Here is an 18,392-nt window from a genome sequence, read left to right on the forward strand (position 1 = left end):
GATGCGGTAAAGGTCGCCCGTTGAAACAGAAAACTTGTGACATTCGTGAGAAAGTCGCCTAAGAGCGTTTGCTTTTAGAATCCCCCGCTTGAGCTTGGCGAAAGTGGAGGAGTATGTCAAAATTAGTGATGGCGTAATGATGCCGACAAAGCTCGCAAGTACGTGCTGGGTTGCGCCTAAAAAGGCTTTTGCAGGGGCGGGGCGGGGCGATTGTGCAAACCATATAATAAATCGCGGTTCCCTTGAGTGTGCTCACTCATCTTGGCTTCCTCCTGAAGTGACTTTTAGTCCAATCTCTGCGGCATTTACTCAGCAATATCATAACTACCTAGAGTCGATAAAAATAATGTCATCGCTAGAGCAATTCATATTGCTTATCTATTCAACAGCCAATCGCCAACAGAAAATCGCACTTATCCTTGTGCTAATAAATAACCATACCTAACCATTATTTATCAAATTGCCAATCATTGTAATAAAAACCTGACTAATTGGTCAGCTATCTAAAGGGTATAGTGAAAGGTTCTACTATTGCAACGTTTTTTTTCATACTCGTAGATTTATTTACATCGCAATAATGATAGCTTAAAAGCGCACAGTCCAAGCTCTCTGGCTAAAAACCCTGAGATTATCAATTGTTTATAAGGAGTGGATACTTACTATCTTTTGCCAGCTTAAATTCACAACCTAATCATTGAAGTGAATTTCTCACATTATTTATTGCCAAATTGTTAATACTTCGTTATTATGCCTGTCATAATTTAAATGCTAATAATTATCATTAACTTTACCTATGTGATTCGCAATACAATTTGCAGATTAATGAGTATTACAAGTTTATAGGTGATACAGATTTTTTTAGCGCAGGGGTAGAGCGGTCGTTGTAGAGCAAAGTCCTTATAAGCTTTATAAAAAACTTCTTAAATAAATTCTCAAAAGTGGCTCTTAATTCCTTCAATCCTAATAGTAAGTAAAGTGAGTGTGTTATGCGTGAAGTTAAGTCAGCAACATTTTCTAATCAATTAACGGTCTTATCCATGACGGTTTCAGCTATTTTATGGTCACAGATGGCAATGGCGGCGGAGGAATTGCCTAGTACCACCTTACAAACCATCACGGTGACCGCCAATAGCTCAGTCCGCGAAAAAGTCCAAGAAGATGGGGTTTATGTCGAAGACTATACTCCAGCGCAGCAAGCCAGCCATTTGAGCGATTTTTTGAATGTCGTTCCTGGGGTTACCGTAGGAGGCACCTCAGCAGTCAATCAGCGTATTCGTATTCGTGGTCTTGAAGACAGCAACCTGAAAGTCACTATCGATGGTGCCCGTCAAGAAGGTAAACTTTTTTATCATATGGGCGATTTGACCCTTGATCCTGACTTGCTCAAGCAAGCGGATGTCGCGGTCGGTAATAACTCAGTGACGCTAGGAAATGATGCCATTGGTGGTGCGGTGGCTTTTACAACCGTTGATGCGGCTGACTTGCTAAAACCGGGTCAAAGAATAGGTGCCAAATTACACGCAGGATACGCCAGTAATAATGATGAACTGCTGACCTCAGCCACGGTGTTTGCCGCACCAACGGACAATGTTGACTTACTGGCTTATTATGGTAGGCGTGATACCAGCTCTGGTGAAGATGGTAACGATCGTGAGCTGTTTGAAGACAGTAAAACTGAAAGTATCTTATTAAAAGCTGGTGCTTATATTGCGGATGATCATCATATTGGCGCAAATTTCAGTCAAACTGAAAAGAAAGGTATTTTCCCATTCCGCCCAGATTTTCCTAGTCGTAATGATGCCCCAATACCACAACAAGTTAAACGCGATACTTATGGGCTAGATTACACTTATAATCCGGCAAGCAAGTTAATTGATATTGATACCAATGTTTATCAGACCAAAACCCGTATTTTGCGCGATTCTGATTATAATAAAAACCCAGGTTTCGAGTTTGATGCACAGGTTAAAACCACAGGCGCTAAAATACAAAATACTAGTATAGTTGATAGTAGTGTCTTTGAGGGTATTACCGGTACGCATAAATTGATCGCTGGTGTAGAGCATTATAAAAAAGAATCTGACTACCATGGTGTAGAGCGTGGTACTACGATACCGGTGAGCGGTAGAGATGAAGCAAAAAATACTTCAGTATATTTGGAAGATCAATGGCAAATGGGGAAGTTTAGCTTGACGCCTGGTGTACGTTATGATCGTTATGAGTCACCAAAATTTATTGCTGGAGGCAAAACCTATGATAATGTCGTCGGTGCCTTGGCAGCAAGCTATGAGATTGCTCCGAGTACGCAAATTTTTGCTAGCTATACGCAGTTATTTAATGGTCCTGATTTGAGTCAAGCGATTTTTAATCGAAATGGTGTTGGAACTGTTGTTAACAACGACTTAAAAGCAGAAGAAGGGTCTAATACTGAGGTTGGTATCGCTAAAACCTTGCGTGACCTAACGGTAGCCGGTGATGCATTACAGTTAAGCGGTAAATACTTTGAAACCGATATCGAAAATTATATTGAGTTTGTACGTTCAGGCTTGGATTGTGCACCAGAACCTGGAAGTAATTGCCAAGGCGCAATAAACAAAAATGAAGATTATAAAATTAAAGGGGTTGAGCTCGCCGCTGACTATAAAATGAATAACTTTAGTATGGGTTTGAGCTATTCGCGCGCACGTAGTAAAGGTGAAGACACCGGCTACAGTATTCCGTCAGTGACGGGAAGCAGCTCAGAATCAGGCGATAAATATATGGTCAATCTGGCTTATGCCCCAACAGAGACCACAGATATCGGCTGGCGCAGTACCTATGTCGCTTCAGTGATGCCAAATACTGGCGAAAATGACATTGAAAAACCAAGCTATAATGTTCATGATATCTTTATGAACTATTCGCCAAAACAAGTTGATGGATTAAAAGCCACGCTTGGCGTTTATAATCTTTTCGATGAAGCTTATGCGAGCCACTCATCTCGTCTAAATCCGATTGATGATGTTACTACTGACTTTGAAAAAGGTCGTAATATCAAAGCTTCTTTAACCTATCAGTTTTAAGCCTGCATTTATTTCTTAGTAGCAAAAGAGCCAGCTTTTTATAAAAAAGAGCTGGCTTTTTTATCGCCATTTTTCGGAAATTGTACTGTCTTGTTTTAAAAATTACGCTTCGACTGTAGCACCATTAACCCTATATATTCATAAAGAATCAGCACTCATGACTTCACTTTCATTATCTTCTTTTGCATTGAATATGCGCCGTATTTGCCTTTTGATTCATCGTTATACTGGGCTTGTAATGGCAGGCTTTTTAATCATAGCGGGTTTTACTGGCTCGTTATTGGCTTTCCATGACGAGTTGGATAATGTGTTTAACCATCAATTGGCTCAGATTAAGCGGCAAGATGCGCCACAGCTTCCTATTGCAACCCTGCACGATAAGGTCGCCGCCGCCTATCCAGAGTACAATTTTTCTAGTATGCCAACGTCATTAAAAGCGGATAAATCTGCGGTATTTTCAGTCGATAGAGTCCGAGGTCAAAGCGCTAGAAATCAGCCCAAAGCCCCGTTTCAAGAGGTTTATATAAACCCTTATAACGGCGATATAGTAGGGACGCGTGATAAGGATGAATGGGCATGGCGCAATACCATGTGGAAGGTGTTTTGGCTACACCGTGATTTATTGCTTGGCGATATCGGTAAGTTACTATTAGGCGTGATTGCACTGCTATGGACGATTAATTGCTTTATTGGCTTTTATTTAACCTTGCCACGTACCGTGAAGAAGAGTCATGAAACCCATCGAAAAACAGTTAAAAAACGCGCGTCTTTTATCAAGCGCTGGCTATCGGCGTGGAAAATCCGCCGCAAAACCAATACCTTTAAGCTAAATTATGATGTGCATCACGCCTTTGGTTTATGGCTGTGGCTGATGCTATTTGTCATTGCTTGGTCGAGTGTCGGTTTTAATTTGAAATCGGTGTATCAGCCGGTGATGCAAGTGGTGGTCGGACTTCAAAGCAGAGAAAGCAGAGAAGGTAAAGAAGGTAAAGAAGGTAAAGAAAGAGAAAAAGGTAAGTCGCATAAATCGCATAAATTTAGCGCGCAAGTTCTGCCAAATGTTACGCCAGTTATCAACGCAACTGCTGATATTGTCAATAAAGCCAATAGTATTGAGTATGTTAGCAAGCAGGCGAATATTGCCGCGCAAAAAAACGGGGTAACCGTACAGCAATTATTGAGCATACGCTGGGTAGCAGAGGACAATCAATGGCAGATGCGCTTTAAAACGGATAAGGATATAGGTACTCATAGCGGCGCTTCGTCTATCACTGTCGATGCGGCGACTGGCAAAGTCGAAAAGGTTAATTTCGGTTATCAATGCTCATTTGGCACTAAAGCTGATCGATGGTTATCGACGCTGCATATGGGACATATCAGTCACGGCATAGGTCATTTGGCCTATCAAATATTCTTAGCATTGATTGGGTTAGCGGTGGTGGTCTTGTCTGGTACAGGTGTGTATCTATGGGCCAAGGGTAGACAGCAACGTTTGAAGGTTTTGCAAAAATTGAGATAAAACTGATGTTTATACCTTTAAACCGTATCTATAATTACTGGCCGACCTTGATGATTTAATACCGTCACATCGACGTTATATAGGTCCTTCATCGTCTCTTGGGTAATGACATCGGCAGGTTTACCAACTGCCATTACCTGACCTGCTTTCATCGTGACCACAGTATCGGCAAATTGCGCCGCTTGATTGATATCATGTAGGACAATCACCACCGTTTTTTGCTGGCTATGACTCAGCTCGCATAGCTCACGCATCAAGCGCCCAGCATGGTACATATCTAGATTATTTAGCGGCTCATCAAGTAATAAATACGGCGTATCTTGGCAGACAATCATCGCAATCAGTACGCGCTGCCGTTGACCACCGGATAATGTCGATAAAAAACGCTCGGCTAATGGTTCTAGCTCAAAGCGTTCGATAATATCCTGCACTTTTTGCTCATCGTTCGCCGTTGGCTGCCCTTGATGATAGGGATAGCGCCCAAACATCAGCAGCTCATGCACGCGCAATCGCCCTTGTACTTGGTTGTCTTGCCCGAGCATGGCCACCGTTTTAGACAGTGTTCGAGCATGACAGCTGACGATATCACGTTCCTCATTATCTACAGCAAAACTTACCCGTCCTGACTGTAGCGGTTGCAGTCGTGCCATTACCGAAAATAAGGTCGATTTACCTGCGCCATTGGGGCCAATTAAAGCAATCACTTGTGCGGGTGGTAAAGACAAGGTAATGTCATGCAGGATTTGTTGTTTGCCAATATGGTGGGAGATATTATCGAGTTTAATCATACAGTTGGTCCGATTTAAAAACGCTATAACGCTACTGGAATAAGTTTTTTTCGCTTGCTGCGCCGATGTAGACAGAGGCTGCAAAAAACTTATCCCAGTAGCATATGCATGTATTTATATATCTTGTCACTAAAATTTTTTTGATTCGTACAGTCTTACTGAGTCATAATTAACGGCGCTGAGTCATAAAAATTAGTATTAAGAAGACCAAGCCGCCTGCCAATTCAATCACTACCGACAGTACCCCTGCCATACCCAGCACTTGCTCAAATACCGTCTGACCGAGTACTAAGCAAATCATCGCTACTAAACTGACCAATATCAGGCGCTCGCTATGATACATGTGCCGCGCGATGCGATTGGTTAAAGCGCAGACTAGTAAGCCAAAAAAGGTTACCGGACCGACCAAAGCAGTTGCTGTCGCAACCAATACTGCGATGACTGTTAACAGCCCAAAGGCTAAGCGTTGATAATTAATGCCAAGGTTAATGGCTTGCGATTTGCCAAGCATCAATACATCGCATTGATAGCGCCAGCGCCAGATGAATACAGCGCTAATGACACAAATAAAGAGGCTGATACCCAGTAGCTGTGGATTGACTGTATTAAATTGCGCGTAACTGGCAGATTGTACGACGACAAAATCATCAGGATTAATCAATCGTGCAATCAATGCTGATAAGCTGCGAAACAATACGCCAAAGATGACACCTACCAATATCAACCGCGTCAAATCCTGACTGCTTTTCGAGAACAGCACTTGAAACAACAGTAGGGACGCGCCAAACATCAGGACGATTTCAAGCGTAAACTTGGCAATAGGATTGATGCTGGTAAAGCTCATCGCACCCAAAAAGAACACCAATAAGCTTTGTAGCAAAACATATAGCGAATCAAAACCCAACAGTGATGGCGTCAGAATGGGATTTTGCGTTAAGGTTTGAAACAGTAAGGTCGATACGCCAATCGCATAGCCGACTACCATTAGCGCCAGTAATTTTTTACCGCGTAATGGCAGGGCAAAGTCCCAATAGCCATTGACGTTAAGTGTCAAAAACAGCGTCATTGAGATCAATAAAATAATGGCGGCAATTGATTTTGGATGGTTGGCGATAAATGCCCAAAGTTGCGTTAGATGACTTTGTCCAGAATTGTTTGCATGGCTGTTATTTTCTAAAGTATCATTTTCTAAAGTACCATTTTCTACAACACTCTTTTTTGCCGACCCAGTCTTGGCAGAGTTGTCATTTATAAAGTTATGCTTAGACGATGAGAACATACGTAAATCCTACTATGCTACCTTTAATAGTAACGACGCCAAGCTTATCTAAGCAGACAACAGGACGAATAAATTAAGAAAAGAGTTAATAACAATTAGGGAGCTGTCTTATTGATATATTATTGCTCAGCAGGCGCACGTAATAACAGCCATAAAAACAACACCGTACCGACCACACCAAACACAGTAGCCACTGGCACTTCAAACGGGTAGCGAATAGAGCGCCCGATGATATCGCAGAGCAGTACTGCTGAAGCACCTAGTAGGGCGACAGCTGGCAAGCTACGGCGTAATTTATCACCCATCAATCGGCTGACGATATTGGGCACGACCAAGCCAATAAAGGGAATCATACCAACCGTCACGACGACGACAGCGCTCATCATCGCCACCATACCGACGCCAAGCCACGTGACTTGGCGTTTGCTAATTCCTAAGTTCAGCGCAATATTATCGCCTAGCCCAACGATTGTTAGCTTGTCGGCGATAATATAAGCCAGTACGCACAATCCACCTGTCAGCCAAAGCAATTCATAACGGCCCGCTAATACAGCCGAGAAGTCACCAAACTGCCAAACGCTAAGCATCTGTAACGACTCAGTTTGATAAGCAATAAAAGTTGTCACCGCCTCGATAATGCCACCAAAGACAATACCAATCAGCGGAATCATCAAAAAATCCGTCGGCGGAATACGGTGAATTAGCAGCATAAATAGCATCATGCCAAACATTGCAGTAATGGTCGCGACGCCCATTTTGATAAGCAGCGCACTCGCAGGAAACAGTAAGCTGACGACCAATAATCCCAATGCCGCACTTTGAGTGGCCCCAACCATCGATGGCTCAACAAAGCGGTTCTTTAGCACCACTTGAATAATCATCCCAGCAACTGCCATGGCGATACCAGTCAAAATAATGGCAATGGTACGCGGTATGCGGCTGACCAATAACAGCGAGCTGTCAGAGTTGGCGCTTTGACTGATAATACTGTGCAAGATGCCTGACCACGAAAAGTCTGCCACCCCAATCGATAAGCTTAACAACACCAAAAGCCCCATAATAATGAGGCTGGCTGTGTTTATTAACCATGGCGGTATAGCGGCACGTTGATGGTTAGGACTCAGACCATTGCGGGTCTTTTTTTGCCAACTTGATGGTGCAGCTGGCAAAGCAGGATTGTCTTTGACACTGGCATCAGCGCGATTGGAAAATAACGACATAACGTCTACTGGCTTAGAAATGGATGATTAAAAATGCAATCAGTAACAGTTGCTTGAACAGTAATAACGTTTATTTTGCGCTCGCAAAAGCATCTTTAATCGTGGTCAAGTCCTGCATCCATTGATAATAACCACCGAATGCTAGGTAAGAATCTGGGCTAAGGTAAACCACTTGTCCTTTACTCCATGCATTGGTTTGCGCGACCAATGGATTGTCCAATACTGCTTTTGCACCAGCGCCATCTTCCCCAATTGCTGCACTGCGATCGACGACGAATAGCCAGTCTGGATTGGTCTTTTGTAGATACTCAAAAGATACTGGCTGACCGTGACGCGCGTCGGCGATTTGGTCATCGGCCATCGGGATATCTAATACCGTATGAATAAAACCATAGCGTGATTTATCACCATAAGCGGACAGCTTATTGCCATTTACCATAACCACTAAGCCTTTGCCTTTATCTTTGGTTAAGGTTTTAGTGTCAGCGATAAGACCATCAATATTGCCTTGTAGTTTCGCTGCCTGAGCACTTTTACCAAACAATGCACCCAAATCATGCAGGCGTTGCTTGCTCGACTCATAAATATTTGCCGTATCAATGGTCATATCAAGCGTTGGCGCGATGCTTGAAAGCGCGTCGTATTTTTCTGCCATCCGTGAGCCGACCAAAATAGCTTGTGGCTGCATAGCGTTCAAGGCTTCAAGGTCTGGCTCAAATACCGTACCGACTGATTTTGGTTCAGGCTGAGTTTTTGAGTGTAAATTATCTAAATGAAGCCCACTTGGCATGCCATCGACCGCCACATCAAGTGCCGCCAAATCTTGCATCAAGGTCATGTCATAAACGACCAATGGTGACGGATTCATTGCCAAGTCGACCTTACCTTTTGTCGTATCGACGGCAATGGTCGCCACAGAAACATTGTCATTATTGGCAACGTTCGAGGATTTGTCAGCCGTTTGGTTCTCAGTCTTGGCATCTGCTGGCTCAGAGTCATTGGATTCAGGCGAACTACAACCTGCCATGCCAATGCTGGCAATCAGCGCTGTCATCATGGCAGCTAATAAAGGACGCTTAAAAAGGGGGCTAGCGTTGTGGTTTGAGCATAAAGTAGTAGGCATAAATAACTCGGTTTATCAAAGGGTTGGGCAGTCTTATAGGAAAAATACTAAATAAAAACTGCTAAATAATGAATCAACTTATAACTTATCAAGGCTGTTTTCTATCGTTGCTTTATAATTGGTTTTTTATGATAAATTGCTTATATAAGTATCATAAAACAGCCATCATGATAAATTAATTGAGACTTATTATCAATAACAATGATAATGGTTTTTATTAACGTTGAAAGTTTTTACTATATTAATCTTATAAAATGCTTACACTATAAGGTGGTAGCGATTAGTTAGATTGGGTTTTGCTGATCAGGATTTTCTAGAATATGAGAGATTAGACTAAAGATATTGGAAATTTACTATTGATAATAATTATCGTTTGCATTATTATCGACACCATTCTATGACGGTTAAATGTTAGGGTGTTATGAGTTCAACGGATTTAGACGCGCCACCACTGAAAGCAATACTTATCGCTATTATCGTTGTGGTGGGATTACATGTGCTCACGGCCGTTGCTTTGGTAACGATAAAACCGTCTGAGCCTAAAATTGAGCGAGTACAAGTAACGCCGCCTATCGAGATAGAATTCGTCTCATTGCCTGCTCCAAATACCGAGTCTGAGGTAGAAGCGGAGCAACTAACCGCTCAGCAAAAGCCTCAGCCAAAAGTAAAGCCTGAACGGATACAACCGCCACAGCCACAGCCACAGCCGCAACAAAAACCAATAGCAGAACCGAAGGCTAAAGTAGTGACAGCAAAGCCAACAGAGAGAAAGAGCAAAACGGCTGATGTCGAACCTGTTGCTAAAGTAGAAAACAAAAAGCCTGACGTTATTAAAAAAGAACCCCCTAAAATAGATACATCGATGGCGGATGAGCAACGTAAGATAATAGCCGCACAAGCGGAAAAAGCCGCTCAAGATGCCCACGCTAGGGCAGTCGCAGACGCCAAAGCTGCCCGCGAGGCACAAGCGCCGGCAGATGATAAAGCAGCAACAGAGGCCGCTCAAAAAGCAGCACAGGCAAAGGCTGAAAGAGAAGCTGCGGCTCAAGCAAAAGCAGATGCTGACGCCAAAGCTGCGGCGTCAGCGAGTAATGAGCCTGTCAATTTTACCGCCAGCAATGCCAATTGGGCATCAGCGCCAAACTTTAACTTCCCTGAGCGTGCCGCCAAGCGAGCCCGTTCAGGCGATACGCTCAATGTGGTATTAATACTAAGGGTCAATAAACAAGGTGGTATCGATAGCGTGCGAATTGCCCAATCATCAGGAAATTCACTGGTCGATAAAGAGGCGCAGCGTCAGGTTCGCTCTGGTAAATTTAAACCCTTTAGCAAAAACGGTGTGCCAGTGGTCGGTAATGTGACCTTGCCCATCGCTTATGCAGTGCCATAGAGATACAAAAACCAGCTATCGCGGTATCTAAGTGGCACACATTATTGCCGCCAACTGTTATCGATAATTATAAAATAACAAGTAATGACATCCCACTTTAAGGAATCTGACATGGACTTTACGACCTACTGGCAATATAGCGATATGGTGACCAGAACCTTATTTTTCTTGCTCCTTGCCTTATCTATCGTCTCTTGGGTGACCGGTATCATTCGTATACTGCAAAGTCGCAAACTGGCCGCTAGTGTCGCCGATGATTTGAGTGCGCAGATTCATAGCAGGCGCGCACGTTTGATTGATACGGATGGTGCGACGCGGCGTTTGGTGATTGAGCAGACCTTACTTAAGCATATCGGTCGCTACCGTTTTGCCAGTGAGCGCGGTCTACCTATCCTTGGTACAACGGCAGCAATTGCACCATTTATCGGATTGTTTGGCACGGTGTGGGGTATTTTTCATGCGCTACATAATATTGGCGTTAGTGGGCAAGCGGGCTTGGGACAAGTAGCAGGGCCAGTTGGTGAAGCCCTTATTATGACGGGTTTGGGGATTGCTGTTGCCATTCCAGCGGTGGTGTTTTATAACCTAGCGGTGCGTATCAATCGCCGCGTGATGTACCATGCCAATGATAGAGCGCATGATTTGTTGGCGCAATCTGCCGACATCGCGGCTTCTCAGCAACCATCAGCTCAGCAATCAACAGCAAACAGTACGTCTAGTACGACTCAAACACAATCAACCAAAAGTGTGAGCTCTGAGCAACAAGCTGTTCAGTCATCTGAACTTTATCGTAAGTCAGCGCCATCGCAGTTGTCATGATTGTTTAACAAAGAAGCGCTAAGCTAAAGCAGTTTAGAAAAGCAATGCGAAAATCAGCTAAAAGCACGAGTGGCAAAGATTCTAATTAACGATGTTGAGAATAATTATGGCATTTCAATTGGGTGATGATGACGTTCAAAGCATGAATGAGATGAACCTTATTCCGCTTATCGATATAATGCTGGTATTGATGATTATCTTTTTATTGACGGCGACGGTGCTAAACCCAACCGTACCCTTAGATTTACCAAAGACCAGTGCTGAGCTAAACCAAGCGCCGCCAGAAGCCATTCAAATTAGCATTGATAAAGATGCGGGTTTATTTTGGGATGATGAGCCTATCAGTATGGAAGCGTTAGCAGCGCGTCTGCAAGCACAGTCGGCGAGCGGTAAGGATCCGTCTATCCAGCTGCGAGCTGATAAAGAAGGTAAGTATGATACCGTGGCGCAAGTATTGGCGGCTGCCAGTCAAGCGGGGCTAAGTAAGATTGCTTTTGTTAACGAGTAATTTTTTAAAATGTGCAGGACTTAAAAGTAAAGGCGCTATGAAAAAAAAGCCTTTAGAAGAATGGTGGCTAGAAAAACAGTCTCTAGAAAAACAGACTGCCAAGATAAACCAGTAGGCTTATTAATAAAAAAATAACCAAGACAATAACAAGAATAATTAAAATAATAACTCTTTTCTCCGGCCTCGCTTGGGCAACCTTGCGAGGTTATCTTTTTTTTAGCTGCCTTTGAGCTAAGCAAGTGGCTGATACGGAAAATGCTTTATATAACGATTACCAGCCATAGCCAAATGGGCGATAATCATAACCTAAGCGTCCAGAGCCATAACCAAACGGATAAGGCGAGCGCAGATAATCAAGGTCACGCTGGCGGATATAATAGTAACGTCCTTGGGAGTACGCTTCCTCGAGCTTTTCGATGCCTTCGAGCGGACAGACAGGCTGCCAATCATAGCCTTCGCGGCCAAGCTTATAAGCATTGAGCTCAGTGCAGTAGTTTTTCAACCCTTGCTGGCGACCTTGTTCCCACAATACGCGGTTTGGCGTTGCGCCAACGACACTTGCGCATTGATTGGTATAGTGCCCAAAGTAAGCACCTGAGCGCCCACGGATACCATCGGCATAGCCGACTTCTTGCCAATTGCTGCTTTGACATTGTTCGGGCGTTAGGTTTTGGGTCGTCGCACAGCCGGATAATGTAAACAAAGCCGCGCCTATTAGCGAGATAGCAAGACGCGGTTTACGCATGATTTTACCGACGCATTTACCTACTTGTGAGGCGGTCGATGAGTTTCGCTTAAGATGATAATTCATAATAAACCTGCGCGTGTTTAAAATTATGGTTTATCATAGCACTTTTTTAGGCGGTCAACTTTTTGCATCTTGTTATCGAATCAGTGGCTTTCTGTACTAAGTATTTGATATGCCACTATAAATAATAAGGCGTTGCTAAGTGTCAGGTTTGCTCAGCATTTCGCTAGTTATCAACGATAGCATTTCAGGGCGCTTGATTTTTAATGGTTTGCGCTCATTATAAGCACCCAGCTAGCAGCCGTTTGTATTTAAGTTTTTTATATCAATAACCACGCTTATAGGTTATTAGCCCTATTTTAATTTATAGCATTACTTCATTTAAGCTAAAAGGTCAGACTGTTATGGGAATATGGATTGCGATCGCCATTGTACTATTCGTATTAGGGAGTATGATGGCGCTCAAACCTAGCGGAATCGACCAGCGTTTGGATAAGCTGCGTATGACGGCGCGTCGCTTACAACTTAATCCCAAGTTAGTTACTTGCCCAGATTGGGTAAAGGGCAAAGACAATGAGTATGGTCGCGGCATGATTGGGCAATATGGTTTGGTGCTGGAGAATATAAAACTGCCACTGACGCGCTATCAGGTGATAGATGGACAATGGCGTCCGGCTAGCAATGCCAGCAGTCATGACATTAATAATAGCGGCGACAATAAAAGCTTACCCGTACAAGCCAATTTTAGCTTAGATAAAGAGCCTTTAGCGCTGCCCGTTGGTATTGAGCCATTTGTAAAAGCATTATTGGTTAAGTCGAATAGCATTATTATTTATTGGGAAGATATTGCCTATGTGCGCCCCATAACCAACCCTGCTTATCAGCAAAAAGCCATTGAAACCGACTTATTAATACTGAAAGAAAACCTTGAGAGATGGGCATTACAGATGCAAAAGCAGCTATAAAAATCGTTGCAAGCTAGCAAATTACTTTTTCGTCTCCATCAAGAGGCAATATGCAAGTCCTTTTGGCAAACTCTCAGTCATTTTCAGTTGACAGCTTAATGCTTAGCAGTGTAACGTCTTTATAACTGTATGTATGCGTTATGGTTATTGTTTGTTTTATAACCGTTTTTATCAGCAGCCCTTACTACAATAATTCGCTGAGCCATTATAACTAACTATTATAAATTGCCATGCTGCTGAATTTATCCTTATTTTAATTTACTTATTATGGTGTCGTCACTTATGGCAAAACCCGCAACCAAAAAAAGTCCAGCTGCGGCTGCTGACAAAACTAAAGACAGTCCAAAGGGCAAGTCTTTGGTGATCGTAGAATCACCCGCCAAGGCAAAAACCATTAACAAATACTTGGGCGATGACTTTATCGTACGCTCAAGTATCGGTCATGTCCGTGATTTGCCAGTGGGCGCGAGTAAAAGCGCGAAGAAGCCAGCGGCGAGCAAAAAAGATGACAGCCTGAGCAAAGAAGAAAAAACCCAACAAGCATTGGTCCGGCGCATGGGCGTCGACCCAGAACATAACTGGGCGGCAGTCTATGAAGTATTGCCCAACAAGACCAAGGTCATCAAAGAGCTTAAAGCCTTAGCTAAAGACGCTGATAAAATCTATCTCGCAACGGATATGGATAGAGAAGGGGAAGCGATTGCTTGGCATCTAAAAGAAGTCATCGGCGGCGCAGACAGCAAGTATGAGCGCGTGGTCTTTAACGAGATTACCAAATCCGCCATTCAAAATGCCTTTAAGCAACCATCAAAACTTGATATTGACCGTGTTAACGCCCAGCAAGCGCGGCGCTTTTTAGACCGCGTGGTTGGCTTTATGGTATCGCCGCTGCTGTGGCAAAAGGTTGCTCGCGGTCTGTCAGCAGGTCGTGTCCAGTCTGTTGCCATGCGTTTGGTTGTGGAAAGAGAACATGAGATTCGCGCCTTTATTCCAGAAGAATACTGGCAGATTCATGCTGATACCCATATTGCCGATAGTAAAGCCACAGACGCTGAGCAAATTGCGATTCGTTTAGAAGCGACCAAGCAAGGCGGCAAAACCCTAAAGCTTGTTAATAAAGAGCAGACTGATAAAGTATTAGCAGTGCTTAACTCAAGCGACTTTATTGTTAAAGAGCGCGAAGAGAAGCCAACGCAATCGCGTCCCAGTGCGCCGTTTATTACCTCGACATTGCAGCAAGCAGCAAGCACGCGCTTAGGTTTTTCAGTTAAGAAAACCATGATTTTGGCGCAGCGTTTATACGAAGCCGGTCATATTACTTATATGCGTACCGACTCGACATTCTTGTCGGGTGATGCATTGGCTGCTGTTCGTGGTTATATCGAAGACAGCTATGGCGCAAAATATGTGCCAGAAAAGCCAAACTTCTATGGCAATAAACAAGGCGCACAAGAGGCGCATGAAGCCATTCGTCCGTCTAACGTCAATATGAAATCAACCCAGCTAAAAGGGGTTGAGCGCGATGCAATCCGCCTATATGAGCTGGTTTGGCGTCAGTTTGTGGCTTGTCAGATGCTGCCAGCAAAATATCTGTCAGTGAATCTATTCGTCGCTGCCAATGATGTTGAGCTAAAAGCCCGCGGTCGTACCTTAGTGTTTGATGGCTTTACTAAAGTCATGCCACCAGCGAAAACCGACGATACTTTGCTTCCAGATGTCAAAAAAGGTGATAAGTTAACGCTAGATAAGCTTGATCCTAGTCAACACTTTACCAAGCCGCCACCGCGCTATACCGAAGCAAGCTTGGTCAAAGAGCTTGAGAAAAAAGGTATCGGTCGTCCATCGACTTACGCTTCTATCATCTCGACCATTCAAGATCGCGGTTATGTGAAGCTTGAAAATAAGCGTTTATTTGCCGAAAAAATGGGTGATATCGTCACTGATAGATTGACGGCAAGCTTTCCAGATTTGATGGATTATACCTTTACTGCTGCGCTAGAAGACAAGCTTGACCATGTCGCTGAAGGCGATACCGACTGGAAAGATGTCCTCGATAACTTTTATGGCGACTTTAAAAAGACCCTAGATCGTGCCAAAGAAAAAGACGGCATGCGTCCGAATGATCCAACCGATGTGCCAGATGTACATTGCGATATTTGCGATCGTCCGATGCAGCTGCGTACCGGCTCAACGGGTGTATTCTTAGGTTGTACTGGCTATAACTTACCGCCAAAAGAGCGCTGTAAAGGCACTAAGAACTTAATGCCAGTCGAAGCGTTTGCCAATCTTGATGATAGCGACAGCGATGACGAAGCGGCTGAAGTTAAAGATTTGATGGAGAAAAAGCGCTGCCCGAAATGCGGTACGGCCATGAATGGCTATATCGTCGACGGTGGTCTCAAGCTGCATATCTGTGGTAATAATCCTGATTGCGACGGTTATATCTTAGAAGAAGGTAAGTTTGAAGTACCGGGTTCAGACGCCCCAACCATCGACTGTAATAAGTGTGATGGGCAGATGGAGCTAAAAACCGGACGTTTTGGTCCTTACTTTGCTTGTCAGAAATGTGACAATACCCGTAAGGTGCTCAAAACTGGCGAAGCTGCGCCGCCGCGTATGGATCCTATCCATTTGCCAGAGCTAAAATCAACCAAGCACGATGATTACTTTATCTTGCGTGAAGGCGCGGCTGGGATGTTCTTAGCGGCGTCTAAGTTCCCGAAAGTACGCGAAACACGTCCGCCAAAGCTTGCTGAGCTACGCGAAATCAAAGATAAGATGGAAGATAAGTTCCAGTATCTGTTCGCAGGTCCAGACGAAGACCCTGAGGGCAATCCAACCATTTTGCGCTGGTCGCGGAAGAAAAAAGAGCAGTATATCGGCTCTGAGAAAAACGGCAAAGCCACCCGTTGGGGTGTGTACTGGCGTAATGGTGAATGGGTAGAGGAGTAAACCTGTTTCACTTTTACCATAAATCACTTCAAATAAAAAAACCTCTTAGATAATCTAAGAGGTTTTTTTATGCTATCAATTTTAATGATACTAACAGTATTGAGATTTAAAAGTTATGGGCTAAATACGATTAGTTCTTTTCGATGATACCGCAAGCAACGCGATCGCCTGCATTACCAGCTGGCTGGCTCTTATAATCATCAGCACCGCTATGAACGATAAAGGCTAGACGGTTAACACTATATTTACCGGCATCAGCAGCGGAGATTTTCTTATTTACAAAGTTGATAGTAGCCACACCATCGGCATTGGCGGTTAAGTTCGGCAAGTCGCCCGCATGACCATTCATATCATCAGGGTGAGAGTGCGGTTTATTATCTGGATTAAAGTGACCACCTGCCGCTTTACCCATATCAGCACAGCTACCCGTTTCATGGATGTGTAGTGATACCGTTTTACCTGGCTGCAGGTTCATAAGCTTACCGTAGACTTGTACGCCGCCATCAACTGGACGTAGGAATACTTGACCCACTTCATTTTTATTACCAGCGACTGCATTGATAGTAGATTTTAGCGCAGGTTGGCTCAGTGGATTACCGGTTTGCATTTGACCTTCGACGGTTTGGCAACCCGTCATTACCAACGCTGAACCACATAATAGGGCACTTGCAAGCATCGTCTTTTTCATTATTATCTCCATTTATATTTAATCGTTATGATGAGTTTCTATAGTTTTAGTTAAGATATTCAAATATTGTCTAATACCGCAACCAGTATAGCCAAGCGTTAGATATAGTTATTCATCAAATGCGCAACAATCGGTTAATAAATGTAAGTATCGTATGGGTTTGAAAGTTGTTTACGGTATTTTCTTTACTTCGTTTTGCCATACTAAGGTTTCGCCTGTTGCCATCGTTTGCAATAAATTATAACGAGGCATATCGGTTTGATTGTCTGCTGTTGGCGATGTCGGTTGTGAAGATTGCAAGCTTAATGTTAGCTGACTGCTGCTATCACGCATCAAATCAAACAAAGCGGACTCGATTCTATTGCCTGTCTCACCGCAGCCCATTACAGTGCTAATAATAGTGCCGACTTTGAAAGTATTATCATTGAGTAAAAAATAGGGCGCGCGTGAGCCGTTACAGCCTGAGCTAAAGGATGCGTATTGATTGTTAGGCCAACTCTCAAAGCTCGCTGAAATAGGGTGATCGGGGTGATAAAAATTGCCCAAAGGTTTTCTAGTTAATTCCCCTTTTGCATCATAAGTATTACTGACGGCACTCACCAGCGTCCAATGATATTTCTCCAAAAGCTCGTTAGTGATGGGCAATCCAGTGGGAGCTGCTAATGCTTTAGGTGAACCTATAAAAATTAAGCGATTACCGTTTTCGATATTAAGTGCCAAACGTTTAGGGGCAGCTTGTATGGCGACTGGCGCTGATTCTGATGTTAAATGCGAAGTTGGCAATAACTCAAAATTAAGCCTAACAGGTGCGTACTTAACAAATAACGATTGAATACTATTATCCTCTGTAATCACAGTTTTATTATCAAGGGCATTGTCAAAGTCATTGTCATCGTTACAGGTTGTTGGAACTTTGGCAAGATGAGAGTAGTAGGGGTAAGGTGGGGCGGACATCGAATGAAAATCCATCATATACTGTTCACAGCCTTGATAAAAACTGACTGCACTGGGTTCTATTAATAAGATAATCGGTGCAAAATTTTCGATATCGACTATGTTACCGTTTTGATTAATTACTTGCGCCAATTGCCAGTCATAATGAGCTACCCATTGCATTACTTGCGCTTCACTTATGACAGCCTTGTCAGTAGGGTAGATGGTGTTGACGGTTGTATTATCTACTGTATCCGTTTGTTGAGGGCTTTTAATAAGTGTGGACTGACAACCTATTAGCGCTGCCGGAAAAGAGATAGCGAGCAATAAGGATAGAGTTAAGCGGTTTAAAGTCATTTTCATTACCAAATAAACATTTGTCTAAAATATAGCACAGG

General features: G+C 43.5%; 14 protein-coding genes. 7 read left to right on the forward strand and 7 right to left on the reverse strand.

Annotation, left to right across the window (positions count from 1 at the left end; translation table 11 throughout):
- Positions 1-986: 986 nt before the first annotated feature.
- Both PG901_RS11980 and PG901_RS11985 read left to right on the forward strand, forming a co-directional pair.
- Positions 987-3,062, forward strand: coding sequence for a TonB-dependent receptor domain-containing protein (locus PG901_RS11980; protein ID WP_271134549.1), 2,076 nt, complete (start codon positions 987-989; stop codon positions 3,060-3,062).
- Between the two features lie 157 nt (positions 3,063-3,219).
- Positions 3,220-4,581: a PepSY-associated TM helix domain-containing protein gene (locus tag PG901_RS11985; RefSeq protein WP_271134550.1), complete on the forward strand. Its 1,362-nt coding sequence runs from the start codon at positions 3,220-3,222 to the stop codon at positions 4,579-4,581.
- 17 nt (positions 4,582-4,598) lie between these two features.
- Here PG901_RS11985 and PG901_RS11990 read toward each other — a convergent pair whose 3' ends face one another.
- The 4 genes from PG901_RS11990 to PG901_RS12005 form a co-directional block, all read right to left on the reverse strand.
- Entirely contained in the window at positions 4,599-5,369 is a 771-nt protein-coding gene (locus tag PG901_RS11990) for an iron ABC transporter ATP-binding protein (RefSeq protein ID WP_271134551.1), read from the reverse strand.
- A 169-nt stretch (positions 5,370-5,538) separates the two neighbouring features.
- Positions 5,539-6,648 carry an iron chelate uptake ABC transporter family permease subunit gene (locus tag PG901_RS11995; RefSeq protein ID WP_442966910.1) on the reverse strand — a complete coding sequence of 370 codons (1,110 nt, stop codon included), beginning with the start codon at positions 6,646-6,648 and terminating at the stop codon, positions 5,539-5,541.
- A 119-nt stretch (positions 6,649-6,767) separates the two neighbouring features.
- The gene (locus tag PG901_RS12000; protein WP_201624868.1) at positions 6,768-7,868 is read right to left on the reverse strand and encodes an ABC transporter permease; all 1,101 of its coding nucleotides are present in this window, start codon (positions 7,866-7,868) and stop codon (positions 6,768-6,770) included.
- Positions 7,869-7,938: 70 nt separating this feature from the next.
- Positions 7,939-8,991, reverse strand: a complete 1,053-nt coding sequence (locus tag PG901_RS12005; RefSeq protein ID WP_271134552.1) for a siderophore ABC transporter substrate-binding protein — start codon at positions 8,989-8,991, stop codon at positions 7,939-7,941.
- Positions 8,992-9,412: 421 nt separating this feature from the next.
- Here PG901_RS12005 and PG901_RS12010 point away from each other — a divergent pair, with 421 nt between their 5' ends.
- The 3 genes from PG901_RS12010 (at position 9,413) to PG901_RS12020 (ending at position 11,708) form a co-directional block, all read left to right on the forward strand.
- On the forward strand, positions 9,413-10,381 hold the full coding sequence (locus PG901_RS12010) for an energy transducer TonB (RefSeq protein ID WP_271134553.1): 969 nt from the start codon (positions 9,413-9,415) through the stop codon (positions 10,379-10,381).
- Between the two features lie 111 nt (positions 10,382-10,492).
- Positions 10,493-11,200 carry a MotA/TolQ/ExbB proton channel family protein gene (locus tag PG901_RS12015; RefSeq protein ID WP_271134554.1) on the forward strand — a complete coding sequence of 236 codons (708 nt, stop codon included), beginning with the start codon at positions 10,493-10,495 and terminating at the stop codon, positions 11,198-11,200.
- Between the two features lie 106 nt (positions 11,201-11,306).
- The gene (locus PG901_RS12020; protein ID WP_201563135.1) at positions 11,307-11,708 is read left to right on the forward strand and encodes an ExbD/TolR family protein; all 402 of its coding nucleotides are present in this window, start codon (positions 11,307-11,309) and stop codon (positions 11,706-11,708) included.
- A gap of 271 nt (positions 11,709-11,979) precedes the next feature.
- Here the strand turns inward: PG901_RS12020 and PG901_RS12025 are convergent, their stop codons facing one another.
- Complete coding sequence (locus tag PG901_RS12025; protein ID WP_271134555.1) at positions 11,980-12,519, reverse strand: DUF2799 domain-containing protein; 540 nt, start codon at positions 12,517-12,519, stop codon at positions 11,980-11,982.
- 341 nt (positions 12,520-12,860) lie between these two features.
- On the opposite strand from PG901_RS12025, the gene PG901_RS12030 reads away from it, so the two are divergent.
- Together PG901_RS12030 and topA are read left to right on the forward strand one after the other, a co-directional pair.
- On the forward strand, positions 12,861-13,421 hold the full coding sequence (locus tag PG901_RS12030; protein WP_271134556.1) for a hypothetical protein: 561 nt from the start codon (positions 12,861-12,863) through the stop codon (positions 13,419-13,421).
- A 282-nt stretch (positions 13,422-13,703) separates the two neighbouring features.
- Positions 13,704-16,373 (forward strand): type I DNA topoisomerase, encoded by a 2,670-nt coding sequence (gene topA, locus PG901_RS12035; protein ID WP_271134557.1) that lies wholly within the window; start codon positions 13,704-13,706, stop codon positions 16,371-16,373.
- Between the two features lie 130 nt (positions 16,374-16,503).
- On the opposite strand, the gene PG901_RS12040 is transcribed toward topA, so the two are convergent.
- Both PG901_RS12040 and PG901_RS12045 read right to left on the reverse strand, forming a co-directional pair.
- Positions 16,504-17,061 carry a superoxide dismutase family protein gene (locus PG901_RS12040; RefSeq protein WP_271134558.1) on the reverse strand — a complete coding sequence of 186 codons (558 nt, stop codon included), beginning with the start codon at positions 17,059-17,061 and terminating at the stop codon, positions 16,504-16,506.
- 171 nt (positions 17,062-17,232) lie between these two features.
- Complete coding sequence (locus PG901_RS12045) at positions 17,233-18,351, reverse strand: META domain-containing protein (RefSeq protein WP_271134559.1); 1,119 nt, start codon at positions 18,349-18,351, stop codon at positions 17,233-17,235.
- Positions 18,352-18,392: the final 41 nt, after the last annotated feature.

It is taken from the genome of Psychrobacter sp. ANT_H3, assembly GCF_027919975.1.
Taxonomy (GTDB): Bacteria; Pseudomonadota; Gammaproteobacteria; order Pseudomonadales; family Moraxellaceae; genus Psychrobacter; species Psychrobacter maritimus.